Annotated in this window: 19 protein-coding genes and 1 other RNA gene; 4 read left to right on the top strand and 16 right to left on the bottom strand. The window is 65.3% G+C overall.

Going from position 1 to position 23,043, the window contains the following annotated elements; all coding sequences use genetic code 11:
- Positions 1-51: 51 nt before the first annotated feature.
- From JKL46_RS11785 to JKL46_RS11720, 14 genes are all read right to left on the bottom strand, one after another.
- On the bottom strand, positions 52-903 hold the full coding sequence (locus tag JKL46_RS11785) for a C40 family peptidase (protein ID WP_201833000.1): 852 nt from the start codon (positions 901-903) through the stop codon (positions 52-54).
- 113 nt (positions 904-1,016) lie between these two features.
- Positions 1,017-2,399 carry a leucyl aminopeptidase family protein gene (locus JKL46_RS11780; RefSeq protein ID WP_201832998.1) on the bottom strand — a complete coding sequence of 461 codons (1,383 nt, stop codon included), beginning with the start codon at positions 2,397-2,399 and terminating at the stop codon, positions 1,017-1,019.
- A gap of 271 nt (positions 2,400-2,670) precedes the next feature.
- On the bottom strand, positions 2,671-3,573 hold the full coding sequence (locus JKL46_RS11775; protein ID WP_201832996.1) for a 2-dehydro-3-deoxygalactonokinase: 903 nt from the start codon (positions 3,571-3,573) through the stop codon (positions 2,671-2,673).
- Positions 3,574-3,589: 16 nt separating this feature from the next.
- Positions 3,590-4,219: a uracil phosphoribosyltransferase gene (upp, locus tag JKL46_RS11770; RefSeq protein WP_201832993.1), complete on the bottom strand. Its 630-nt coding sequence runs from the start codon at positions 4,217-4,219 to the stop codon at positions 3,590-3,592.
- A 36-nt stretch (positions 4,220-4,255) separates the two neighbouring features.
- Positions 4,256-5,509, bottom strand: a complete 1,254-nt coding sequence (locus tag JKL46_RS11765; RefSeq protein ID WP_201832991.1) for a DUF1688 family protein — start codon at positions 5,507-5,509, stop codon at positions 4,256-4,258.
- A 146-nt stretch (positions 5,510-5,655) separates the two neighbouring features.
- Entirely contained in the window at positions 5,656-6,918 is a 1,263-nt protein-coding gene (locus JKL46_RS11760) for a GTP cyclohydrolase II (RefSeq protein WP_201832989.1), read from the bottom strand.
- Between the two features lie 178 nt (positions 6,919-7,096).
- Positions 7,097-7,567 (bottom strand): methyltransferase family protein, encoded by a 471-nt coding sequence (locus JKL46_RS11755; RefSeq protein ID WP_201832986.1) that lies wholly within the window; start codon positions 7,565-7,567, stop codon positions 7,097-7,099.
- A 107-nt stretch (positions 7,568-7,674) separates the two neighbouring features.
- Positions 7,675-8,895 (bottom strand): phosphopentomutase, encoded by a 1,221-nt coding sequence (locus JKL46_RS11750; protein WP_201832985.1) that lies wholly within the window; start codon positions 8,893-8,895, stop codon positions 7,675-7,677.
- 116 nt (positions 8,896-9,011) lie between these two features.
- Positions 9,012-10,640, bottom strand: a complete 1,629-nt coding sequence (locus JKL46_RS11745; RefSeq protein ID WP_201832982.1) for an ABC transporter ATP-binding protein — start codon at positions 10,638-10,640, stop codon at positions 9,012-9,014.
- Positions 10,637-11,800, bottom strand: a complete 1,164-nt coding sequence (locus tag JKL46_RS11740) for an ABC transporter permease (protein WP_201833094.1) — start codon at positions 11,798-11,800, stop codon at positions 10,637-10,639. Before JKL46_RS11740 ends, JKL46_RS11745 begins: the two co-directional genes overlap by 4 nt.
- A gap of 403 nt (positions 11,801-12,203) precedes the next feature.
- Positions 12,204-13,316 carry a microcin C ABC transporter permease YejB gene (locus JKL46_RS11735; protein WP_201832980.1) on the bottom strand — a complete coding sequence of 371 codons (1,113 nt, stop codon included), beginning with the start codon at positions 13,314-13,316 and terminating at the stop codon, positions 12,204-12,206.
- 56 nt (positions 13,317-13,372) lie between these two features.
- A complete protein-coding gene (locus JKL46_RS11730) occupies positions 13,373-15,235 on the bottom strand; it encodes an extracellular solute-binding protein (protein WP_201832978.1) in 1,863 nt (620 codons plus the stop codon).
- Positions 15,232-17,076 (bottom strand): ABC transporter substrate-binding protein, encoded by a 1,845-nt coding sequence (locus JKL46_RS11725; RefSeq protein WP_201832976.1) that lies wholly within the window; start codon positions 17,074-17,076, stop codon positions 15,232-15,234. The genes JKL46_RS11730 and JKL46_RS11725 overlap by 4 nt, the downstream gene beginning before the upstream one ends.
- Before the next feature lie 156 nt (positions 17,077-17,232).
- On the bottom strand, positions 17,233-17,772 hold the full coding sequence (locus JKL46_RS11720) for a c-type cytochrome (RefSeq protein WP_201832974.1): 540 nt from the start codon (positions 17,770-17,772) through the stop codon (positions 17,233-17,235).
- 375 nt (positions 17,773-18,147) lie between these two features.
- Here JKL46_RS11720 and JKL46_RS11715 point away from each other — a divergent pair, with 375 nt between their 5' ends.
- The 3 genes from JKL46_RS11715 to JKL46_RS11705 are packed head-to-tail and all read left to right on the top strand — an operon-like array spanning position 18,148 to position 20,263.
- Entirely contained in the window at positions 18,148-18,891 is a 744-nt protein-coding gene (locus JKL46_RS11715; protein WP_201832972.1) for a 3-deoxy-manno-octulosonate cytidylyltransferase, read from the top strand.
- Positions 18,888-19,742: a prephenate dehydratase gene (locus tag JKL46_RS11710; RefSeq protein ID WP_210381333.1), complete on the top strand. Its 855-nt coding sequence runs from the start codon at positions 18,888-18,890 to the stop codon at positions 19,740-19,742. The genes JKL46_RS11715 and JKL46_RS11710 overlap by 4 nt, the downstream gene beginning before the upstream one ends.
- Positions 19,739-20,263, top strand: coding sequence for a GNAT family N-acetyltransferase (locus JKL46_RS11705; RefSeq protein ID WP_201832970.1), 525 nt, complete (start codon positions 19,739-19,741; stop codon positions 20,261-20,263). The genes JKL46_RS11710 and JKL46_RS11705 overlap by 4 nt, the downstream gene beginning before the upstream one ends.
- A gap of 1,101 nt (positions 20,264-21,364) precedes the next feature.
- Here JKL46_RS11705 and nudC read toward each other — a convergent pair.
- Positions 21,365-22,267, bottom strand: a complete 903-nt coding sequence (nudC, locus tag JKL46_RS11700) for an NAD(+) diphosphatase (RefSeq protein WP_201832969.1) — start codon at positions 22,265-22,267, stop codon at positions 21,365-21,367.
- 4 nt (positions 22,268-22,271) lie between these two features.
- Positions 22,272-22,682, bottom strand: a complete 411-nt coding sequence (locus tag JKL46_RS11695; RefSeq protein ID WP_201832968.1) for an HIT domain-containing protein — start codon at positions 22,680-22,682, stop codon at positions 22,272-22,274.
- A 234-nt stretch (positions 22,683-22,916) separates the two neighbouring features.
- Here JKL46_RS11695 and ffs point away from each other — a divergent pair.
- Positions 22,917-23,013: signal recognition particle sRNA small type (gene ffs / locus JKL46_RS11690), an RNA gene on the top strand.
- The last annotated feature ends 30 nt before the right edge of the window (positions 23,014-23,043 follow it).

The following is a 23,043-nucleotide window of genomic DNA, read 5'->3' as shown; positions in this document are numbered from 1 at the left end:
TCCAATCGGGATGGCCGGGACAAGCCCGGCCATGACGTGGTGGGACAGGCTTCAGCCCAGCCGCTTGATCGCGGTGATCGGCCCGTAGCTCGTCGTGCGGATACGCTCTTCGGCGACCGCCAGGGGCTCGACGATGACGGCCATGCCGTAGCCCGTGGCGTGGAGGAAGTTCGCCTCGTCCACCATCAGGCCGACATGGCCCTTCCAGAACACGATGTCCCCGCGCTTGAGGCCGCTCAGATCGGGCTTTACCTCGACGGGCGTTCCCAGCGCGCGCTCCTGCATGTCGCTGTCGCGCGGCGCCGTGATGCCGGCTGCCTTCAGCGCGGTCTGCACCAGTCCCGAGCAGTCGAGGCCGAGGCTGGTCTTGCCGCCCCAGAGATAGGGCGTGTGCAGGAAGCGCTCGGCCACAGTGACGTAGTCGGTCTCGTAGGCGTCGAGCCTGGCCAAGTGCGGGGCGTAGACCCAGCCGCCGGTGGCGAGCTTGGCATAGTCGCCCTCGGTCGCCATGACGGTCACTTTGGCATTCTGAGGCAGATAGTCCCGGGACGGCAGCTTCAGGTTCGGGCCCGGATAGACGAAGGTGCGGACGGCGCGAACCCGGTGCGTCGGCTCGAAATCGGCCTCACCGAAAGCCTCGGTCGGCAGGTAGCCCACATAGCCGTCATCCCGGACCTGCACCCAGGCCCAGCCTTCGTGCTCGTCATAGACGGTCACGCCCTCACCGAAGATCACCTGGCTGTCGACCGGCGCTTCGCGAGAGGGGTGGCGGTGGAGGGAGGCGAAGGGGACGACGATGCGCTTGAGGGTGCCCGTCGTGAAGTGCTCCGCCTCGACAAGCCCGCGCAGACGCTCATCGGCGAGGTCCGCCCGGACGGGCGTGAGACGGCGGTCGAAACTCATCGGGTCAGCTCCCTGCACGGGCAATGATCGTTCCTCCTACCATTTCCGCAGCTGGCCCGCCAGCTACCATTCGTTGAATAATAACGTTGCCAAAGCCTATCTGCTGCTATGCTTTAAGAACCGTAGCGCTCCTTCAGGAGGGCATACATCAGGCGGGCCGCCTGGACCTCGCCGCCTTCCGGACGGGCAGGCTTGGTCGCGCTGTTCCAGGCAAAGATGTCGAAATGCACATGGGCCTTGGCCGCCTCAACGAAGCGGCGCAGGAACAGGGCGGCGGTGACGGAGCCGGCCATGGGCCCGCCGGTGTTGTTCATGTCGGCGAATTTCGAGTCGAGCTGGCTCTGGTAGGGATACCAGAGCGGCATGCGCCAGACGGGGTCGTTCTCGGCCAGACCGTGGCGGGCGATGTCGGCGGCGAGCGCATCGTCATCGGTGTAGAAGGGCGGCAGCTCGGGGCCGAGCGCCACGCGGGCAGCCCCCGTGAGGGTGGCGAAATCGACGATGAGGTCCGGGCTCTCCTCGTCGGCGAGCGCAAGCGCATCGCCGAGGATGAGGCGGCCCTCCGCATCCGTGTTGCCGATCTCGACCGAGATGCCCTTGCGGCTGGCGAGAATGTCGCCGGGGCGGAAGGCGTTGCTGGAGATGGAATTCTCGACGGCCGGAATGAGCACGCGCAGGCGCACCGGCAGCTTGGCGTCCATGATCATGGAGGCGAGCGCGAGGGTCGCCGCCGCGCCGCCCATGTCCTTGCGCATCATCAGCATGGAAGCGGCCGGCTTGATGTCGAGGCCGCCGGTATCGAAGGCGACGCCCTTGCCGACGAGGGTGACGCGCGGCGCATCCGCCTTGCCCCAGGTGAAATCGATCAGGCGCGGCGGCGTGGCGGAAGCGCGGCCGACCGCGTGGATCATGGGAAAATTCTGCTTCAGCAGATCATCGCCGACGATGCTCGTGAAGGACGCGCCATGCCGCTCTGCCAGTTCGCGGGCCGCCGCTTCGATGCCGTCGGGGCCGAGATCGCTCGTCGGCGTGTTGACGAGATCGCGGCTCGCGATGACCGCACTGGCGATATGCGAGACCTCTTCCGCATCGACGCCCTTCGGCGTCACGAGGCGGACGGATTTCTCGCTGCGCTTGCGGTAGCGGCTGAAGCTGTAGCTTCCCAGGATCCAGGCGAGAGCGGCGAGCGTCGGATCCGGCGCTTCGGTTTCGAAGCGATAGTTGCCCTCGGGCAGCAGGGTGGGGAGCTTGCCGACGAGGAACGGGTCGCTGCGCTTGGCCTCGGCGCCGTTGATGCCGAAGGCGACGCCGAAGAGGTTCCCATCCGCATCCGGCAGCAGGCAATGGCTCCCGGCCTTGCCCTCGAACCCCTGCGCCTTCGCGAAGCCCTGAGCGACCGGCGGCAGGCCGCCGGCGATGTCGGACCATGTCTTGTCGGTCACGAGCCAGATGGGCGTCGACGTGTCGGTCGCGGGGGCGAGGAGGGGATGGGGCATGGGCTTGGCCTTAACGTTCAAGGGCGAATGTTGGGGTCGGTTTTAAGGGGTGAGGAAGCGTGTGTCATCCCGGACGGCGCGCATCCCTCCCCCTTGTGGGGAGAGGGGCGGGGGTGGGGTGGTAAAGTCAAAGCGCTGCGCTTCGTAACTCTTTCGATGTCATCACCGGCCTCGTGCCGGTGATCCCGATTGCATGAAGCGCTGAGCATCACAGGATCGGGATGGCCGGCACAAGGCCGGCCGTGACGTGGTGGGTGCATGACGCCTTATCTCACCCCAGCGCGTGCTGGCGCACGATCCGTGCAAGCCCTGCGATCAGGGCCTGCTGCGGCTCCTTGAACTCGGCCTCGATGCCATGACGCTTGAGCGCGTGAAGGTAGAGATCCGCGCGGCCCTGCTCGGCCAGGATGGTCACGGAGGACGGGCGCCCGAACTGGGCAAGCGCTCCGTTGATCTCGTCGCCGGTGAGCAAGCCGGAGAGGTAGGGCGCCAGCAGATTGCTGTTCATTTTCCCTGAGACTACGGAAGCGCGGGCGCTGAACAGGAGATGCAGCAGGCCGACGCGCCCATTGCCGCTGTTGCGCTTGGCAGCATCAAGCCCGAGATCGAAACCCTTCGAATCCTCCGGCGTCGTCGCCGGGCGGCCGATCATGGAATGCTCGCGCAGCAGCGCGTACATCTCGCCAGTCATGTAGGTGGCAAAGCGCGCGATGCGCCCGTCCTTTATCTCGATCCATTTGGGATGCGTGCCGGCGGCGCAGATCAGGCCGTTCTCGATCCCGGTGCCGAGCACCAGCGTCTCCTCGCCGCGCATGACGTCGGCGGCACCGGGAGCAGGCTCGCAGAACAGGCCGGGGATGATGTAGCCCTTGCGGCCGTTCTCCAGATCCACCGGTACGAGGGCTTTCGCGATCTCCGCAGGTCCTGCGGGGCAGGTGGCATAGGGTGCCTCGACCCAGCCCTCCCGGCTTCCCACCATGCCGACGAGCAGCACCGGCGCGTCGGGCTCGGCTTTGAGCCAGTGGCCGCAATGTTTGAGAAAAACATCGCAGTGCTGGCCCTTCTGCAGGGCCGACACGCCTTCGTTCGACGAGACCTGATCGAGAACGGTTTCGTTCTCTAGCAGGTAACCGCGGAAGCGGGTCGTTCCCCAATCGGCGACGATGAAGCGCAAGGCTGACAATCCTTAATTAGCGCGTGCCGTACATGCGGTCGCCGGCATCGCCGAGGCCCGGCACGATATAGCCGTGATCGTTGAGACGCTCATCGATGGAGGCGGTCCAGATGTGAACGTCGGGATGCGCGCCGCGCAGCTTCTCGATGCCCTCGGGCGCGGCGAGCAGGCAGACGAAGCGCAGGTCCTTGGCACCGCGCTCCTTCAGCCGGTCGATGGCCGCAACGGCAGAGTTCGCGGTCGCGAGCATCGGATCGAGCACCAGCACCATGCGGTCGGCGAGATCGGACGGGGCCTTGAAGTAGTATTCGACCGCCTGGAGCGATTCAGGATCGCGGTAAAGGCCGATATGCGCGACGCGGGCGGCCGGAACGAGGGTCAGCATGCCGTCGAGGAAGCCAACGCCCGCGCGCAGGATCGGCGCGAAAACGAGCTTCTTGCCGGCGATCTGCGCGCCTTCCATGGTGGTGAGCGGCGTCTCGATCTTAATGCGCTCCATGGGCAGGTTGCGGGTGACTTCGTAGCAGAGCAGCATGCCGATCTCGTTGAGGAGCTGGCGGAAGCCCTTCGTCGAGCGTTCCTTGTCCCGCATCAGGGTCAGCTTGTGCTGAACCAGCGGATGATCGACCACGGTGACGCCCTGCATGTTTTTTTCCTCTTTGATCGTCGTCTGCTGCTTCAACTAAAAAACCGTCCCGTCGCTGATCACGCTGAGAGGCGGCGAGCCGTCGCCGCGCTTCTCCTTCGCGAGCCTGCGCCCCGTCGCCCAAGTGCCGCCTTCGAGCGCCTTGGCCAGGGGAAAGTCCTCCGCGGCAAATCCTAGCTTCGCGCGGATCGGTTCGGCAATGCGGTCGAGAAGGGCGACCGTCAAGGCGCGCCATTCCACCACGAGCTGGGAATCCACAGCATGCGGGCGCTCCGCATCGGCCGGGTCCTTCAGGGCGATCACGCCGGTGTCGAGAAAAAGCCCGCCATTGCGGTATTCGGGTAGGCCAGTGAGGCCGTCGACATCGACGACGGTGAAGCCCGCCCATTCGAGTGGCTCGATGAGCGAATAGGACAGCCATTGCGACAGCTTGTGGAAGGGAATGAGCCCCTTCGTGACATCCGGCGCCTCGACCAATGGGTGACGCCAGGTATCGCCGAGATCGACACCGCCGAGCGTGATGCGGCCGGGCCAGATGGGCCCGAGATGGGTGAGCAGCGCCTTCAGGATCGCAGGCGCCGCGATGCGGTCGTCCTCGGCCGTTTCCGCGATGACGTCGAAGAGGCCGCCGGGGCGGGGATCGTCGTGCTGGCCAAAAATGTCCGGGTTCGTGGCGACGACGCGGCCGAGGCGGTTGAGCAGCGCGGCGCGGCCCTCGAGCCCGACGAGGGGATTGTCGGGAGAGACCTGGAAGCCTTCGGCCAGATCCTGCGCCGTCAGGGTCATCAGCACATCGGCATCGACGCGGAAGGGGTCTTCCGGTTTGCTGGAGAACGCGCCGCTCACGAACATGTCGAAGCTTGCCACCGCGAGCCCTTCGGAGCGGATATAGGTCTCGCCGGTGCGGCCCTCCTCGTAGCGCCATTGGGCGCCGGCGCCGGCATCGAGCAGCACCGAGACGATGGCGAGATCGAAGGCGGAGCGGGCCATCTCGGCCGCATTCTCCCAGGGCGCGCCGTGCATCACCGCATCCCAGCGGTCATGCTCGCCGGCGGCGAAATGGCGCCAGCGGGCGTGGAAGGGAATGTCGAGGGAGGGATAAGCCTGGCGGATCGTCTTGACGACCTCGTCGGCGCAGGGCTCGAGCTGGCCGAGATCGACCGTGAAATGCTTGAGGCGGCCGTCGAGGCCTGCCTGCAGGAGCTGATGCGACCGCTCCCGCACCGCGGCGGCGGAGAGAAGGCTCAGGGCCGCTTTCGTCTCAGGCGATAGGTCAGGCTGGTCGGTCACGCAGGGCTCCGGTGCTCTCTCGAGGGAGATGCGATAGCACAATGGCGAGCCCGCCCGGCATGCGCAAGGCGAGCCGTCTGGCGGAAAGGTTAAAAACGAAGCGGATGCCGACGGCAGGCCGGCATCCGCTTCGCTATTCCATGGCTCTAGAAGCGCTCGAGATCGCGGCCCTTCACCTGGTTGAGGTCGGAGGCGCTCGGCGCGCCGTCGGGCGTGTAATAGCCGGCGGCCTTCTTGGCTTCGAGCTCCACCTGCGCGTCCTGCGGCACCAGCTCGGCCGGGATCGGCACGCGCTCCACCACCTCGATGCCGGAGCCGGTGATGGCGTCGTATTTCATGTTCGACATGGACATGAGCCGGTCGATGCGGCGGATGCCGAGCCAGTGCAGCACATCGGGCATGAGCTGCTGGAAGCGCGCATCCTGCACGCCGGCCACGCATTCGGTGCGCTCGAAATAGGTGGCGGCCTGGTCGCCGCCCTCCTGGCGCTTGCGCGCATTGTAGACCAGGAACTTCGTGACCTCGCCGAGCGCTCGGCCCTCCTTGCGGTTATAGGCGATCACGCCGACGCCGCCCGACTGCGCTTCCCGCACGCATTCCTCGATGCCGTGCACGAGGTAAGGGCGGCAGGTGCAGATGTCGGAGCCGAACACGTCGGAACCGTTGCATTCGTCGTGCACGCGGCAGGCGATGCGGGTCTTGGGATCGCTCAGGCGCGACACCTCGCCGACCACATAGATTGTGGTGTTGCCGATGGGCGGCAGGAACACGCTCATGTCGGGACGGGTGACGAGCTCGGGGAACATGCCGCCGGTCTGCTCGAACAGGGTGCGGCGCAGCTCGCCCTCGGAGCAGCCGAAGCGCTGGGCGATGCCAGGCAGATGCCAGACGGGATCGACCGCGATCTTGGTCACCGAGATGTCGCCTGTGTCATGCAGGAAGCCGCCATCGGCCTTGAGCCGCTTCGCCCCCATGGCGGCGAGGATTTCCGGCATGTTGAGCCGCGCCTTGGTCACCGCGATCGAGGGGCGGATGTCGAGGCCGCCCGCGATCTCGTCCTTGTAGACCTCGCCGACCATGTGGCCCCAAGGGTCGAGGGAGACGATCTTTCCCGGCTCGAACCATTGCGGATGCGGGCCAATCTCGGCGGTCGGGTGGGTGTTGTGCAGGTCCGGACGGGCCAGCGGGTTGAGCGCCCGGGCGGAGATGGCAAGCGCCCGATACAGCGAATAGGAGCCGCCATGTGCGCCGATCACGTTGCGGTCGGACGGGTTGGTCACGGTGCCGACGATGGGGCCGCGCTCTTTCGGATCCTTCGCTCCCCATTTGATTGGATGCTTGATGGTGCCGGCGTTCGGCTCGGGATGGGAGGTGAGCCGGATATGGGTCGAGCGGTTAGGCGAGCTCATGAATGACTTCCACGCGAAACGGGAAGACTCCTCGACCGATCGCCGGAGAGCCTCCATACGATCTATGGGAGAGTGATCCAAAGTTTCGGGGCCGTCAATGGCGCGGGGGAGGGGTGCGGCAGCTTGGCCTGAAAGGGATATTCTGCGACATGGCCAAGGTTATGAGGGCCCGTCACTGCTACAGCCAGCGCCGCACCCGCGAGCGATAGCTACAATAGACATCGCCGAACTTGCGCTCGAGATAGACTTCCTCGCGCGCCACGACGCCGTAGCGGATGACGAGCGCGAAGGGCACCAGCATCACCAGCAGCCAGAGACCGTTGAACGCAATACTTAAGCCGATCAGTGCCAGGATCATGCCGAGATAGATGGGGTTTCGCGTGAAGCGGTAAGGCCCGCTCTCGACGATGGTGGTCGTCGGCCGGTTGGTGGGGACGTTCGAGCCGGCCCTGGTCATCGTCACGATGGCCCAGGCGAACAGCGCCAGCGCGAGGAGGAACACCAATGCGCCGAGGAAGCCCTTCGGGAAATCGGATGGCAGGAAAGGCAAAGGTATGAGCCAGTCGAGCGCAAGCCCGGCAAGAAGCGCGAGCCCCAAGGCAAGCGGTGGCCGAATGATGACGTGAGCGGTATCTGCCGTGTCAGCCATAGCGGGGACTGCGGAGCCCTTGTCTATGCCACTCGCACAATACCATCAAACGGCTTGTAAAGCTTGAGCCCTGAGCTGGGTCTTGCGCCGCATCGCCTTAGGCGTTCCTAAAGCCACGAAGTTCCCTTGCCGCCAAGGCGCACATCCAAATGCTTCAGCACGCTCGCGCCGATATCGGCGAAGCTCTCCCGCCGGCCGATGGCGACCCGCGCTGCGTCCGGCCCGAAGCTCAGGATCGGAACGTGCTCGCGGGTGTGGTCGGAGCCCTTCCACGAAGGGTCGTTGCCGTGATCGGCGGTGATGATGACGAGGTCGCCGTCCTTGAGAGCTGCCTCGATCTCGGGGATGCGCCGGTCGAAGGCCTCGAGCGCGGCGGCGTAGCCGGGGATATCGCGGCGGTGGCCGAACTCGCTGTCGAAGTCGACCAAGTTCGCAAAGACGAAGCCGCCATCAGGCAGATCCTTCAATGCGTCGATGGCCGCGGTGAGGCAGGCGTCGTTGCCGTTGGGCTTGATTTCTTGACCTGTCGAGCGATGGGCGAAAATGTCGCCGATCTTGCCGACGGTCACGACGGCGCGGCCAGCCTTGCCGAGCGTGTCGAGGATGGTATCGGAAGGCGGCGGTATGGCGAAATCCTTGCGGTTGCCGGTGCGCTTGAAGCCGGTCTCGGGCGAGCCGACGAAGGGCCGCGCGATGACGCGGCCGATCTTGTAGGGATCGCAAAGCTCGCGGCCGATGCGGCAGAGGTCGTAGAGCCGCTCGAGTCCGAAGGTCTCCTCATGCGCCGCGATCTGCAGCACGCTGTCGACGGAGGTGTAGAAGATCGGCTTGCCCGAGCGCATATGCTCGGCGCCGTATTCGTCGATGACGGTGGTGCCGGAGGCGTGCTTGTCGGCGAGAATGCCGGGAAGCTTGCCGCGCTCGATGAAGGCGGCCGTCAGCTCCTCCGGAAAGGCCGGAACGGTGTCGGGGAAATAGCCCCAGTCGAAGGTGACGGGGACGCCGGCGATCTCCCAATGGCCGGAAGGCGTGTCTTTCCCCTTGGACGTCTCGACGCCGTAGCCCCAGGTTCCCTTCAATTCGCCCTGCGGCGCTAGATTCGGCGGCATCCGCCCCGTCGAGGCCTCGCAGGCGAGGCCGAGGCCGAGCGCCGCCATATGCGGCAGGTTCAGTAGCCCCTCGCGCAAGCCGGCCCGGTCGCCCCGGCCCTCGGCGCAGGCCTCGGCAATATGCCCCAACGTATCGGCGCCTGCATCGCCATAGGCGGCCGCATCCTCGGCTCCGCCGATACCGACGGAATCGAGCACGATGAGAAGAGCGCGAGGCATCGGCAAGGATCCTTCAAACCACGAGAATCATGACTGATACGGCAATACGGCCAAAGATGCGATGGGCCAGGATCGCAGGGCTGTCAGCCAGGTTTGGGCGGCTGATCCACGCCGGCCTATTCCCGAACGGCGTCCGACGCCGCCGTTTCGAGATTGAAGGCGGCGGCGAAGAGCGCCTTGGTGTAATCGGTGCGTGGGGCCGCGAAAATGCTCTCGGCGGATCCTTCCTCGACGATCCTGCCGTTCTGCATCACCACAACATGGTTCGCGAGCGCCCGCACGACCTTGAGGTCGTGGCTGATGAACATGTAGGCGAGGTCGCGCCGCTTCTGCAGGTCGCGCAGCAATTCCACGATCTGCGCCTGCACGGACATGTCGAGAGCGGAGGTCGGCTCGTCGAGCATGATGAATTGCGGCTCCAGAGCCATGGCGCGGGCAATCGCAATGCGCTGGCGCTGGCCGCCGGAGAATTCGTGCGGATAGCGGTCCATGGTGGCGGGGTCGAGGCCGACATCGTGCAGCGCCTTGGCAACCACGTCGCGGCGCTGGGCGTAAGAGAGAGCCTTGTTCTGCACGAGCAGGCCCTCCTCGACGATCTCGGCCACGGACATGCGCGGCGACAGCGAGCCGTAGGGGTCCTGGAACACCACCTGCAGATCCTTGCGCATCGGGCGGATCTCCTTGCCGCGCATGCCGTCGATGCGATTGCCGAGGAAGACGATGGGGCCTTCCGACTGCACGAGACGCAGGATGGCGAGGCCCAGCGTCGTCTTGCCGGAACCGGATTCACCGACCACGCCCACGGTCTCGCCCCGGCGCACGCGCACCGAGACGCCGTCGACCGCCTTCACATGGCCGACGGTCTTCTGGAAGAAGCCGCGCTTGATCGGAAACCACACCTTGATCGGCCCGGCATCGACGATGACCGGCGCATCCTTCGCGACCGGATTGGCGCGACCCTTCGGCTCGGCGGCGAGCAGGCGTTGCGTGTAGGGGTGCTGCGGATTGCCGAAGACTTCCGCAACCGTTCCCTGCTCGACGATCTTGCCTTTGAGCATCACGCAGACGCGGTCGGCGATCTTGCGGACGATGCCGAGGTCGTGGGTGATGAAGAGCATCGACATGTTGAGCCTGCTCTTCAACTCGGCGAGGAGCTTCAGGATCTGCGCCTGCACGGTGACGTCGAGCGCGGTGGTCGGCTCGTCGGCGATGAAGAGATCGGGCTCGTTGGCGAGCGCCATGGCGATCATCACGCGCTGGCGCTGCCCGCCGGAGAGCTGGTGCGGATAGGCATCGAGCCGCGATTCCGCGTCGCGGATGCCGACGAGGGTGAGAAGCTCCAGCGTCCGCGCCCGCGCCTCACGATCGGAGAGGCCGCGATGCAGCTTCAGGATCTCGCCGACCTGCCGTTCTATGCTGTGCAGCGGGTTGAGCGAGGTCATCGGCTCCTGGAACACCATGGTGATGTCGTCGCCGCGGACTTTCCGCATCTCGTCTTCGTCGGCGGCGATCAGGTCCTTGCCCTTGAACAGGATGCGGCCGGAAGGGTGATGCGCGGACGGGTAGGGCAGGAGCTTGAGCGTGGAGAGAGCGGTCACGGATTTGCCCGATCCCGACTCGCCCACCAGTGCCACCGTCTCGCCCGGCATCACGTCGAACGAGACATGGTCGACCGCCAGCATGTCGTTCGCGCCCTGGCGGAAGGCGACCGAAAGATCCTGAACTGAGAGGAGGGGCTCGGTCATCGAAACGTCTTCCGCGGGTCGAAGGCGTCGCGCACCGCTTCGCCGACGAAGATGAGGAGGCTGAGCATGATGGCGATCACGAAGAAGCCGGCAAGGCCGAGCCACGGCGCCTGGAGATTGGCCTTGCCCTGGGCCAGCAGCTCGCCGAGCGAGGGCGAGCCGGGGGGCAGGCCGAAGCCGAGGAAGTCGAGGGAGGTGAGCGTCGTGATCGAGCCGTTGATGATGAAGGGCAGGAAGGTGAGCGTCGCCACCATGGCGTTCGGCAGGAGGTGCTTGAACATGATGGTGGAGTTAGACAGGCCGAGCGCGCGGGCCGCACGAACATATTCGAAGTTTCGCGCGCGCAGGAACTCCGCACGCACCACGCCCACAAGGGAAACCCACGAGAACAGCAGCAGGATGCCGAGCAGCACGAAGAAGCTCGGCGTGATCACCGCCGAGATGATGATGAGCAGATAGAGCGAGGGGATCGCCGTCCAGACCTCGATGAAGCGCTGGAACAGAAGGTCCGTCCAGCCGCCATAATACCCCTGGACCGCACCGGCCAGGATGCCGATGAGCGACGATATGCCGGCAAGCGTCAGCCCGAACAGCACCGAGATGCGGAAGCCGTAGATCAGGCGCGCCACCACGTCGCGGCCCTGGTCGTCGGTGCCGAGCCAGTTCCATTCGATGTCCTTGCAGCCCGTGCCGCCGGTGCGCTCCGCAATCGGCTTGCATTGCGCGTCGGTGAGCATCCAGGTCGGCGGCGCCGGCGCGGGGACGGGCAGGTCGAGATTGTGCGTGTTGTAGGAGAAGCGGACCGGCGCCCAGAGCAACCAGCCGTTCTCCTGGATCTCCTTGGAGATGACGGGGTCGCGGTAGTCGGTCTGCGCCAGGAAGCCGCCGAACTTCTCTTCCGGGTAATCGACGAAAGCCGGGAAGAGGATCTCTCCCTTGTAGGAGGCGAGGATCGGCTTGTCGTTGGCGATGAGTTCCGCGAACAGGCTCAGGACGAACAGGACCATGAAGATCCAGAACGACCAGTAGCCGCGCCGGTTGGCCTTGAAATTGGCGAAGCGCCGTCGGTTGAGCGGCGAGAGCTTGATGAAGCCTTCCTTCGGCAGGGGCGGCGCGACCGGCGATGAAGCCGGCGAGACGACGGGAATGGTCTCGTTCATCGCACGCCTCGCTCTACCGCCGTCATCACCGGCCTCGTGCCGGTGATCCCGATAAGGTGTGGCGCCATCGCCGATCGGGATGGCCGGGCTGATCCCCGGATCAAGTCCGGGGACGGCCATGACGTGAAGGGTTTCCCCGGCGAGCCGAAGGCGAGGGAAGGGGATCCATGGTGCTGCGCAGGGAGAGAGATTCCCTTCCCCTTCGCTGCGCTCCGGCCGGGAATGACATCGAGGTGTGATGGATTCATCATCTCACGCCTCCCCACCGTCGTCATGGCCGTCCCCGGACTTGATCCGGGGATCAGCCCGGCCATCCACGTCTTCGAACCGCCGCGCCAGAAGGCGTGGATACCCGGCACAAGGCCGGGCATGACGAAAGTGGGATGATCGCTCTGAATTCATCTCACGCCTCCCGGGTCTCGAAATCGATCCGCGGATCGATCCAGGTATAGGTGAGATCCGAGAGCAGGTTCACCGCGAGGCCCACGAGCGAGAAGATGTAGAGGTTGGCGAAGACCACGGGATAGTCGCGGTTGACGATGGATTCGAAGGAGAGCAGGCCGAGCCCGTCGAGGGAGAAGATGGTCTCGATCAGAAGCGCGCCGGCGAAGAAGGCTCCAATGAAGGCGCCGGGAAAGCCGGCGATCACGATCAGCATCGCATTGCGGAACACATGGCCGTAGAGCACCTGGCGCTCTGAGAGGCCCTTCATGCGTGCGGTGAGCACGTATTGCTTGCGGATCTCGTCGAGGAAGGAGTTCTTCGTCAGCAGGGTCGAGGTGGCGAAAGCACCGAGCGCCATGGCGGTGATCGGCAGCACGAGGTGCCAGAAGTAATCCACGATCTGCCAGTACCAGGGCATGAAGTCCCAGTCTTCCGAGGTCAGGCCGCGCAAGGGGAAGATCTGCCAGAACGAGCCGCCGGCGAAGAGCACGATCAGGAGGATCGCGAAGAGGAAGCCCGGGATCGCATAGCCGATGATGACGATGGCCGAGGTCCAGATGTCGAAGGAGGACCCGTCATGCACGGCTTTCCTGATGCCGAGCGGGATCGAGATCGCATAGGAGAGCAGCGTCATCCAGAGGCCCAGGCTGACAGAGACCGGCAGCTTCTCCTTGATGAGCTCCAGCACGGAGATGTCGCGAAAATAGCTCTTGCCGAAGTCGAAGCGGGCATAATCCCAGATCATCTTCAGGAAGCGCTCATAGGCCGGCTTGTCGAAGCCGAACTGGACCTCGAGCTGCTTGATGAATTGCGGATCGAGTCCTTGAGCGCCGCGATAGCGGGAGGATGTGTCACCTGCGCCCGCACCTGCTCCGCCCGGACTCTGCGCGCCGAAATCGCCGCCGCCGCCGGAGATGCGGGAGGAGGCACCCGAATCCTGCCCCTGCAGCTGCGCGATGATGCGCTCCACGGGGCCGCCGGGGGCGAACTGCACCAGCACGAAGGAGATGAGCATGATCCCGAGGATGGTGGGGATCATGAGAAGCACGCGGCGTGCGATATAGGCCAGCATCAGGCGCCTGCGGATTCAAGGCCGATGCGGCCGGTCGTCAGTGGGGTGTCCAAGCCTTATCCTCTTCCGATCCGCTTTGCCTTCTCGGCATCGTACCACCAGGTTCCCGGTGCGCCAGAGGCAAGGCGGGGCTTGGTCGCGGGGCGCGAGAACTGGTCCCAATAGGCCAGCCATTCGCTGGCCCGGTACCACATGGGAACCCAATAATGGCCCGAACGGAGAACCCGGTCCAGGGCGCGGCAGGCGATGTTCAGCTCCTGGCGCGACCTGGCGTTGCCGATCTTGTCGATGAGGGCGTCCACCGCCGGGCTGTCGATTCCGGCGATATTCCGCGAGCCTGGCCTTTTGCCGGATTCCGAACCGTAGACGATGCGCAGGCCGTCGCCAGGAGTGGACGAGCCGACGAGGTTGCGGCTCGCCATGTCGAAATCGTACTCGTCCATGCGGCGCTGATATTGCGCGGCATCCACGATGCGCGAGGAGGCGTCGATGCCGAGCCGCTTCAGGTTGGCCTGGAACGGCTGCGTATGCGGCTGAAGCGAGGGCTGGAAGTCCAGGAACTCGATCTTGAAGGGCTGCCCGTTCGGCAGCCTCAAGGTGCCGCCCTCGCGCTTGCAGCCGGCCTCGCGCAAGAGTTCGTCCGCGCGGCGCAGGAGACGCCTGTCCTGGCCCGAGCCGTCGGAAATGGGCGGCAGAACCGGATCCTCGAAGACGGTGGCGGGAAGCTTGCCGCGGAACGGCTCGAGCAGCTTCAGCTCGTCCGCCGTGGGCTTGCCCACCGCCTTCATGTCGCTGTTCTCGAAATAGGAGGTCGTCCGCTTGAACAGGCCGAACATGATGTTCGCGTTCGTCCATTCGAAGTCGAAGGCGAGGCCGATGGCTTCGCGGATGCGCGGATCCTTGAAGGTGTCGCGGCGCGTGTTGAAGTACCAGCCCTGGATCGTCGCGGGCGCCTCGCTCGAAATCTCTTCCTTCTTCACCTTGCCTTCTCGCACGGCCGGGAAGTCGTAGCCGGTCGACCAGATGCGGGACGTGTATTCCTCGTTGTAGTTGAGCGTGCCGTTCTTGAAGGCTTCGAAGGCGACGATGCGGTCGCGGAAATATTCGTAGCGAAGATGCTCGAAATTGTTCTGCCCCACATTCACCGGCAGATCCTTGGCCCAGTAGTCCCGTACGCGATCGAACTCGATGAAGCGCCCGACCTCGAAGCGTCCGACCTTGTAGGCGCCGGAGCCGAGCGGCGCTTCCAGCGTCGAGGCTTCGAAATCCTTGCCTTGCCAATAGCGCTCGGAGAAGATCGGCATTCCGGCGATGATGAGATGCAGATCGCGACTGCGCTGCGGTGTGAACTGGACACGCAGCACATCGTCGGATTCCGCTTCGGCCGATGCCATCTGGGTCAGGAGCTGGCTGAAGTTCGGATGGCCCTTGGTCTTCAGGATGTTCAGCGAGAACGCGACATCCCTCGCCGTCAGCCGCGATCCGTCATGGAAGCGCGCTTCCGGGCGCAAGATGAAGCGGTAGGTGAGCTTGTCGTCGGAGATTCGCACGCTCTTCGCGACGAGGCCGTAGAGCGCATCCGGCTCGTCCGCCGTGCCGGCCATCAGGGTGTCGAACGTGCCGGTCATGCCGGCGGCGCCGTCGCCGCGCAGGACGAAGACGTGGAGCGTGTTGAACGTATCGAAATTCTGGTTGCCGAGGGTCTGCTTGATCTGGATCGCCAGCGTGCCGCCCTTGGGAGCTGCCGGATTCACGTAGTCGAAATGCTTGAAGTCCGGCGGATATTTCAGCTCGCCGAAGCTCGAGAGACCATGCGTTTCGGTCTCGCCCTCCTGCGCGAAGCCGGTTCGTGGCAGAACGGAGAGAGCGGCGCTCGCCGCTCCGGTCTTGAGGAGGGTGCGGCGATTGAAAGGTCTCATCGCGGCGCTCCGGTCTTCGCGGCCTTGGCCTCGTCATACCACCAGATCGTCGGGAAGGCGGCGCCGCCGTAGCGCGGCATGGTTTCGGGATGGCCGTAGCGGTTCCAGCGCGCGGTGCGCTGCTTCAGCGATGTCCATTGCGGCACCACGTAATCGTGGGCCAGGAGCACGCGGTCGAGCGCCTTCGTCGCGGCCACGAGCTCCTCCCGGTCCTTGGCGTAGATCACCTTGTCGATGAGCGCATCGATGCCCGGATCGGCGATGCCGGACAGGTTGCGCGAGCCCTCGCGCGCGGCGGCCTTCGATCCCCAGAACTCGCGCTGCTCGTTGCCGGGCGATGACGATTGCGGCCACAGGCCCGTGGCGATGTCGAAGTCGAAGGCGCGGGTGCGGTTGGTGTATTGCACGTCGTCGACGGTGCGCACGGAGGTTGCGATGCCGAGGCGGTCGAGGGATGCCTTGTAGGGCAGGAACACACGCTCCTCGTTCGGGCTGCTGCTGAGCAGCTCGGCGGTCAGGACCTCGCCTTTCGCGTTGACGCGGCGGCCGTTCTTCACCTCCCAGCCGGCTTCCTTGAGCAGCCGGTCGGCCTCGCGCAGGTTGTTGCGGATCGTCTCGGGCGAATCGTTGACCGGGTTCTTGTAGGGCGTCGTGAAGACCGATGCCGGAACCTTGTCGCGAACGGATTCGAGGATCGCCAGCTCACGTCCTTCGGGCAGTCCGGACGAGGCGAGGTCGAGACCGAAGAAATAGCTCGAGGGCCGCTCGTAGAGGCCGTAGAAGATCGTCTTGTTCAGTTCCTCGAAGGGGAAGGCGAGGTTGAATGCACGGCGAACGCGCTGGTCCTTGAACTTGTCGCGCCGCATGTTGAGCACGAAAGCCTGCATCACGCCGGTGGCGCGGAAAGGAAACTCTTCGAGCACCACGCGGCCTTCCTGCCGCGCCGGGAAATCGTATCCGGTTGCCCAGTTGCGGGCGCTGTTCTCGGTGCGGAAATCGAGTCGGTCCGCCTTGAAGGCTTCGAGCAGCACCGTCGCATCGCGATAATATTCGTAGCGGATCTCGTCGAAATTGTTCTGACCGACATTCACGTTGGTTTTCTCGCCCCAATAATCCTTCACGCGCTCGTAGGATGCGTTGCGGCCGGCATCGAAATTCTTCAGGCGATAGGGGCCGGAGCCGAGCGGCGGTTCGAGGGTGGTCTGCGTGATGTCGCGCTTGCGTCCGTCCGCCGCGGTGCCCTCCCACCAGTGCTTCGGCAGCACCATCAGCTGCCCCATGATCTGCGGCAGCTCGCGGTTGCCCTTCTCGTCGAAGGTGAACTTCACCTCGCGCTCGCCGGTCTTTTCGGCCTTGCTGACGTTGGCATAATAGAATGCGTAGGTGGGGCTGTTGGTCTTCAGGCTCTCGAACGAGAAGATCACGTCGTCCACGGTCACAGGCTTGCCGTCGTGCCAGCGCGCTTCCGGGCGCAGGCGGAAGCTGACCGATGAATAATCCTCCGGAAACGAGAAGGATTCGGCGAGCAGGCCGTATGAGGCGTTCGGCTCGTCGAGGGCTGAGGTGGTCAATGTCTCGTAGATCAGGCCGAGGCCCTGTTCGGGGGATCCCTTCACGCCGGCGACGACCACGTTGAAGCTGTCGAAGGTGCCGAGCGCGCCGAGGCGCACCAGCCCGCCCTTCGGCGCGCTTGGGTTGACGTAATCGAAATGCGGGAAGTCCTGCGGGTATTTCGGCTCGTCGAGGAGGGCTGCACCGTGCCGCCATGGCGCGTCCTGGGCTGCGAGGGGCGTGAAGGCGAGGCAGGCCGCAAGCAGGCTCGGCAGAAGGGTGCGGATCACAAGGCGTCTCCTTCGAGGGTGAGGCGTCTGTTGCCCCGTTAGATTTCGTGCGTAACGGGGCGAGCGCAAGGGACAATGCCCGAAACGCGGGAAAGACCAAAAAGAAAAGCCGGGCGCGAGGGCCCGGCTTTCCGAAATGTGATCGTTGTGAATATGTTACTGAGCTGCCGGGAAGGCGACCGGGCTGTCGGAGAGGCTCCGCAGATAGGCCAGCAGGTCGGCACGGTCCTTGGCCGCGGCAAGGCCGGCGAAGGCCATGATCGTGCCGGGAGTGGCCTGCTTCGGGTTGTGGACGAAGGCGTCCAGGGCCTCGTAGGTCCAGTTGCCGCCATGGGCCTTCATGCCTGCCGAGTAGTTGAAGCCCTCGTGCGAGGCGACCGGGCGGCCGACGACGCCGTAGAGATTCGGGCCCACCTTGTTCGGCCCGCCCTTTTCGAAGGTGTGGCAGGAGGCGCATTTGCGCGACTGGGCCTGGCCCTTTGCCGCATCCGCACTGGCCAGGAGAACCGGGAGCGGCTCGGCGGGAGCCGCGGCAGCGGCGCCACCGGCGGCCGCCTCTTCCGGAGCCGGAAGGTCATAACCTGGGACGGCGGGCTTGTGAGGGGCAAACATACCGCCGGCGATAACGTTGACGCCGACCACGAAGAGGAGCGAAGCGAAGACGGCGCCCGCGATCTTATTGGTCTCGATATTCATAAGTGAAGCTCTCCTCGCCTTCGTACAACCGGCGAAACCAGGCAGCAGAACGGATCCGCGGGCATGCACCCGCGACAGGGGCGTTGCTTAGCCGTAGAGAAGGGGTTTTGACAATGGGGTTTTCTGGAGTTTTCGCCGTTCTCGTGGTCGCAGCACGGCTTTGCAACGCCTGCGGGCCTCTCAGGGTCCCGGATCCGATGTCGCCGCGGCGTTGAGGCTGGACGTTCATCGTCATCCCCGGCGCACGAAGTCGGAAGGGGCGCCTCGCGCGCTCGGTGCCATGGCTTCCCTTCCCCTCCGCTGCGCGGCTTCCCGGGAATGACAAACGGAGTCCGCCTTGGTAAGCACGCGCAGTTTTCTGAGATGAACCGCCTCATGTCCGATCCCATCATTCTCATCCCCGCCCGCCTCGCCGCCACGCGGTTGCCCAACAAGCCCCTGGCCGAGATCGCGGGAGAGCCCATGATCGTCCATGTCTGGCGCCGGGCGATGGAAGCCGGCATCGGCCCCGTTGCAGTGGCGACCGATGCTCCCGAAATCGCCGAGGCCGTTCGCGCGGTCGGCGGAGAAGCCGTCATGACCCGCTCCGACCACGGCTCCGGCTCGGATCGGATTGCCGAGGCTGTGGATAAACTCGACCCCGAGGGCCGGCATGACGTGGTCGTCAACGTTCAGGGGGATTTCCCGACCATCGACCCCCGTGCGATAGCCGCCGTCATCGCGCCTCTGCTCGATCCCGCGGTCGACATCGCGACCCTTGTCTATCCGATCGAGCGCGAGGACGAGAAGGCGAATCCGAACGTCGTGAAGATGGTGGGGACCGAACTGTCGCCCGGTCGCTTCCGTGCCCTCTACTTCACGCGGGCGACCGCCCCGACCGGCGACGGACCGCTCTACCATCACATCGGCGTCTACGCCTATCGCCGTGCCGCCCTGCAGCGCTTCGTCGGGCTTCCGGCCTCGCCCCTGGAAACCCGGGAGCGCCTGGAACAGCTCAGGGCCGTCGAGGCTGGGATGCGCATCGACGCGGTCGTCGTCGACGACGTGCCTTTCGGGGTCGACACGCCGCAGCAATTGGAGGAGGCGCGCGAGATCATCGCCTCCCGGAGGACATCATGAGCAAGATCATTTCGTTCCAAGGCGAGCTCGGCGCCAATTCGCACACGGCCTGCTCTGAGGCGCGTCCTGACTGGGAAGTCTTGCCCTGTCCGACCTTCGAGGACGCCTTCGCCGCCGTGAACGAAGGCCCGGCGGGCCTCGCCATGATCCCGATCGAGAATTCCATCGCGGGCCGCGTCGCCGACATCCACCACCTGCTGCCGACCTCGGGGCTTCACATCGTCGGCGAGCATTTCCTGCCGATCCATTTTCATCTGATGGCCATCCCCGAGGCCAATCTCGGCACCGTCAAGGACGTCTACAGCCACGTCCATGCGCTCGGCCAGTGCCGCAAGATCATCCGCAAGCTCGGGCTCAAAGCCCACGTGGCCGGCGACACCGCCGGCTCCGCGCGCGAGGTGTCGGAGTGGAAGGATCCGACCCGGGCATCCCTCTCGCCGCGCATGGCGGCCGACATCTACGGCCTGAAGATCCTGGCCGAGGATGTGGAGGACGAGGCCCACAACACCACCCGCTTCGTCATCCTGTCGAAGACGCCCCATTGGGCGCCGGCCGGGCAGGGGCCTCTCGTGACCTCCTTCGTCTTCCGCGTCCGCAACCTGCCGGCAGCGCTCTACAAGGCGCTCGGCGGTTTCGCCACCAACGGCGTCAACATGACCAAGCTCGAAAGCTACATGCTGGAGGGCGACTTCACCGCCACGCAGTTCTATGCCGAGGTCGACGGGCATCCGGAGGATCCGGGTCTGCGGCGAGCGCTGGAGGAGCTCGAGTTCTTCTCGCGCGAGTTGCGTATTCTCGGAGTCTACGAGGCCGATCCGTTCCGGGAAAAGGTCAGGGAAGCCGCCGAGTGACGATCCTCGTCCGTGAGGCGGTCGAGGCGGATGTCGAGGGCATCGCCCGGGTCCATGTCCAGGGCTGGCGCGAATCCTACAAGGATTTTCTCAGTCCAGAGGCGCTCGCCGGCCTTTCGGTCGAGGAGCGCAGGCGGATGTGGCAGGGCATTTTCGCCCGGCCGGATCCGCAGGCCAAGACGCTCGTCGCCGAAACTGGCGGCGAGATCGTCGGCTTCGCCCGTGGCGGGCCGATCCGGGGCGAGAACGCCGATCATCTGGGTGCCGAGGCCGAGATTTTCGCGATCTATCTCCTCGATAAAGTCAAGCGGCAGGGCGTCGGCCGCAGACTGATGCAAGGCGTCTTCGATCATCTTGACCAGCAAGGCTTTCGCGCCGTCGGACTGTGGGTGCTGAAGGACAACGATTCGGCCCGCCGCTTCTACGAAAGGCTCGGCGGCACGCCGGGACCTGAACAGACATTCGACCTGCGCGGCCAGAGCGTGGTGGAGATCGCCTATCGGTTCGACCTGACGGCATAGGGTTGAGTTCGCCGCGTGTGATCCCCGGCGGCCGGTGGCCGGGAAGGGGATCCACGAACAGGCGCAGCGCTATGGATTCCCTTCCCCTGCGATGGCTGCGCCATCTTCGGCCGGGAATGACACCGCCCCTCACGGCACCCTCTCCGTCATGCGACCCTCTGCTGTCATCCCATCCTCCGCCGTCGTGATACCCACCGCGTCATGCCCGCGCTTGTCGCGGGTATCCACGTCTTGGCAGCGTCGCGGTTCTTGAAGACGTGGGTGGCCGCACCAAGTGCGGCCATGACGGCGAGGGGCGGGGATGGGGATGAGGGCAACGTTATGTTCTTTCTTTGTTCTTGACAGAAATGCGAAGCTCGGCTATATCATTCGCCATCCTCGCCCGCCCGCCGAGGGGCGCGCTCGCGAGGCGTCGCAAGAACGGGGCGGAGAGCGGTCCCGCCGCAGGCCTCGCAAGCCGGTGATCGCGGGTGGCCGATCCGGGCTTGATCCGGGTCCGCTGAAACAAACCGTGTGCGACGAGCAATCCGGCTCTGAGCATTTCACACACAAAAGCGAGCCGGGCTGCCCGTCACGCCTCCCTCGACCTTGACGGCCCGCAGCGCAAGCTGCGGGCCTGAAGGTGCTGGCGCTTTGACAAGCAGTGTTGAGCTCCTCGGCCGGTCGCACCCTCTACCGTCATGGCCGCACTTGTTGCGGCCACCCACGTCTTGGGAGGCGCGGCGCCTCACCGCATCGAGGTCACCGGCACTGATCCCCGGAACAAGTCCGGGGAGGTGACGACATGGGAGGGCGAGGATTCCGGTCTCGAAGACGTGGGTCCCCGGGACAAGCCCGGGGATGACGGCGGAGGGCGGGATGACGCGGGAGGGAAACATCATCCCGGGACGAGTGACGCGCTGTCATCCCGGACGAAGCGGAGCGGAGATCCGGGATCCATAGCCGCTGACGCTGCAGAACGACGCGGATCGTCTCGACCTGAGACGGCGTGGGTCTGGATCCCCGCCGCCGCGGGGATGACAACGTCGAGGTTCACGCGCCATCCTCGTCTCGCAATCCCGGATCTCGCTTCGCTCGTCCGAAATGACGCTTCTCAGACGCTTATTCCCTCACCCACTCCCGGACGAGGTGGTTCGCGATGGCGATCGGGGCGGGGGAGTTGAAATGCGCGTGGGTGCCCGCCAGCATCTGCCGGAGATCCTCCTTCGTGAACCAGCGGGCGTCCTCCAGCTCCTCGCCGTCGAAGGTGATCTCGTCGGTCAGCGCCTCGCCGATGCAGCCGATCATGATGTTCGAGGGAAACGGCCAGGGCTGCGAGGTCATGTAGCGCACCGCGCCGACCCGGATGCCGGCCTCCTCGAAGGTCTCGCGGCGCACCGCATCCTCGATGGTCTCGCCCGGCTCCAGGAAACCCGCGAGGCAGGAATACATCTTTTCCGCGAATCGCGGCTGGCGGCCCATCAGGCACTTGTCGCCGCGGGTGATCAGCATGATCACCACCGGGTCGGTGCGCGGGAAATGCTGGGCGCCGCAGGACGCGCAGTCGCGCCGGAACCCGGCCTGCGCCAGCGTGGTGGGCGCGCCGCAATTGGCGCAGAAGCGGTGGCGCCGGTGCCAGTCGAGCAGCGATTTTGCCATGGCGAGCATCCCCAGCTCATCCGCCGGCACGAGGCCGCGTACCGCGATCGAGCGCAGGTCGACGACGGCGAAAGCCGGATCGTCCTGGAACTGCTCCGCGGCCTCGGCGGCTGCCAGGGTCGCCACGACTGGGCGCTCTCCCAGGGTCCCGAGGAAAACCTGCTCGCGATGATCCGGGAAACGGCTCAGGAAGGAGGCGGGATGCAGGCTCGTTCCAGGCTCGCCGGCCCGCAGGATCGGCACGTCGCCGGCGAGGACGATCATGGCGGTGCGGGGATCCTGCGCCGCCTTGGCGAGGGCCTCCGGGTCCCGCTCGGCGCTGTGGCGCACGAGCGGGTTCGAGATATAGGCGATGGGTCGGTTCATGGGGTCAGGCCGATGCGAAGAGGGCGGCAGCGCGCTCGATCAGGGAGCTCGCCGCATGGTCGGGATAGGGCGTCCGGGCACCAAAGCCCCAGACGGGACCGGGCCAGGCCGGATCGGAGCGGAAGCGGCCGATCACGTGGACATGAAGCTGCGTCACGATGTTGCCCAGCGCCCCCACATTCACCTTGTCGGGCTTCGAGAGCTCCAGCATCACTTTGGTGGCGATGCGGATCTCCTGCATCAGCTGGGCCGAATGCTCCTCCGACAGATCGGTGATCTCGCTCACCCCCTCGACGCGCGGCACCAGCACGAACCAGGGAAAGCGTGCGTCGTTCAGAAGCAGGACGGATGAGAGGGCGAGGTCGCCGACGGGGATCGTGTCGGCTTCGAGGCGGGAATCGAGCTGGAATGTCATGGTGCTATGTAACCGAGCCTGCGGCGCAATGTCAGCCCGAACCTCGAATGTCATCCCCGGCGAGCCGAAGGCGAGGGAAGGGGATCCACGATCAAGCGCTTCGCTGATGGATTCCCTTCCCCTTCGCTGCGCTCCGGCCGGGAATGACACGGCGGGCAGTGGAGAGCGGGGATGACCATCGAGCCGTCTCGTTTCCAACTTGCGTTTCCCGCCCGAACCGCCCATATAGCCGGTGGGAGGTTGGCGAGGGACGTCTCACTCGCCAACCGGGTCAGGTCCGGAAGGAAGCAGCCCTAACGAGACCGAACGGGTCTTCGTCCAGCCTCCCACCTAAAAAAGTTTCTCCAAAGCCTTGCAGTCG

The organism is Microvirga zambiensis WSM3693 (assembly GCF_016735695.1).
Taxonomy (GTDB): domain Bacteria; phylum Pseudomonadota; class Alphaproteobacteria; order Rhizobiales; family Beijerinckiaceae; genus Microvirga; species Microvirga zambiensis.
Note: the sequence above shows the minus strand (reverse complement) of the source record. Positions and strands in the feature narration are given on the sequence as shown.

Excerpts from the sequence above, each read along its gene's own strand:
- JKL46_RS11780 (WP_201832998.1), bottom strand. The coding sequence starts at position 2,399 with ATGCCCCATCCCCTCCTCGCCCCCGCGACCGACACGTCGACGCCCATC.
- JKL46_RS11785 (WP_201833000.1), bottom strand. The coding sequence starts at position 903 with ATGAGTTTCGACCGCCGTCTCACGCCCGTCCGGGCGGACCTCGCCGAT.
- JKL46_RS11745 (WP_201832982.1), bottom strand. The coding sequence starts at position 10,640 with ATGACCGAGCCCCTCCTCTCAGTTCAGGATCTTTCGGTCGCCTTCCGC.
- JKL46_RS11735 (WP_201832980.1), bottom strand. The coding sequence starts at position 13,316 with ATGCTGGCCTATATCGCACGCCGCGTGCTTCTCATGATCCCCACCATC.
- JKL46_RS11720 (WP_201832974.1), bottom strand. The coding sequence starts at position 17,772 with ATGAATATCGAGACCAATAAGATCGCGGGCGCCGTCTTCGCTTCGCTC.
- JKL46_RS11750 (WP_201832985.1), bottom strand. The coding sequence starts at position 8,895 with ATGCCTCGCGCTCTTCTCATCGTGCTCGATTCCGTCGGTATCGGCGGA.
- JKL46_RS11695 (WP_201832968.1), bottom strand. The coding sequence starts at position 22,682 with ATGACATTCCAGCTCGATTCCCGCCTCGAAGCCGACACGATCCCCGTC.
- JKL46_RS11730 (WP_201832978.1), bottom strand. The coding sequence starts at position 15,235 with ATGAGACCTTTCAATCGCCGCACCCTCCTCAAGACCGGAGCGGCGAGC.
- nudC (WP_201832969.1), bottom strand. The coding sequence starts at position 22,267 with ATGAACCGACCCATCGCCTATATCTCGAACCCGCTCGTGCGCCACAGC.
- JKL46_RS11755 (WP_201832986.1), bottom strand. The coding sequence starts at position 7,567 with ATGGCTGACACGGCAGATACCGCTCACGTCATCATTCGGCCACCGCTT.
- JKL46_RS11715 (WP_201832972.1), top strand. The coding sequence starts at position 18,148 with ATGTCCGATCCCATCATTCTCATCCCCGCCCGCCTCGCCGCCACGCGG.
- JKL46_RS11740 (WP_201833094.1), bottom strand. The coding sequence starts at position 11,800 with ATGAACGAGACCATTCCCGTCGTCTCGCCGGCTTCATCGCCGGTCGCG.
- upp (WP_201832993.1), bottom strand. The coding sequence starts at position 4,219 with ATGCAGGGCGTCACCGTGGTCGATCATCCGCTGGTTCAGCACAAGCTG.
- JKL46_RS11760 (WP_201832989.1), bottom strand. The coding sequence starts at position 6,918 with ATGAGCTCGCCTAACCGCTCGACCCATATCCGGCTCACCTCCCATCCC.
- JKL46_RS11710 (WP_210381333.1), top strand. The coding sequence starts at position 18,888 with ATGAGCAAGATCATTTCGTTCCAAGGCGAGCTCGGCGCCAATTCGCAC.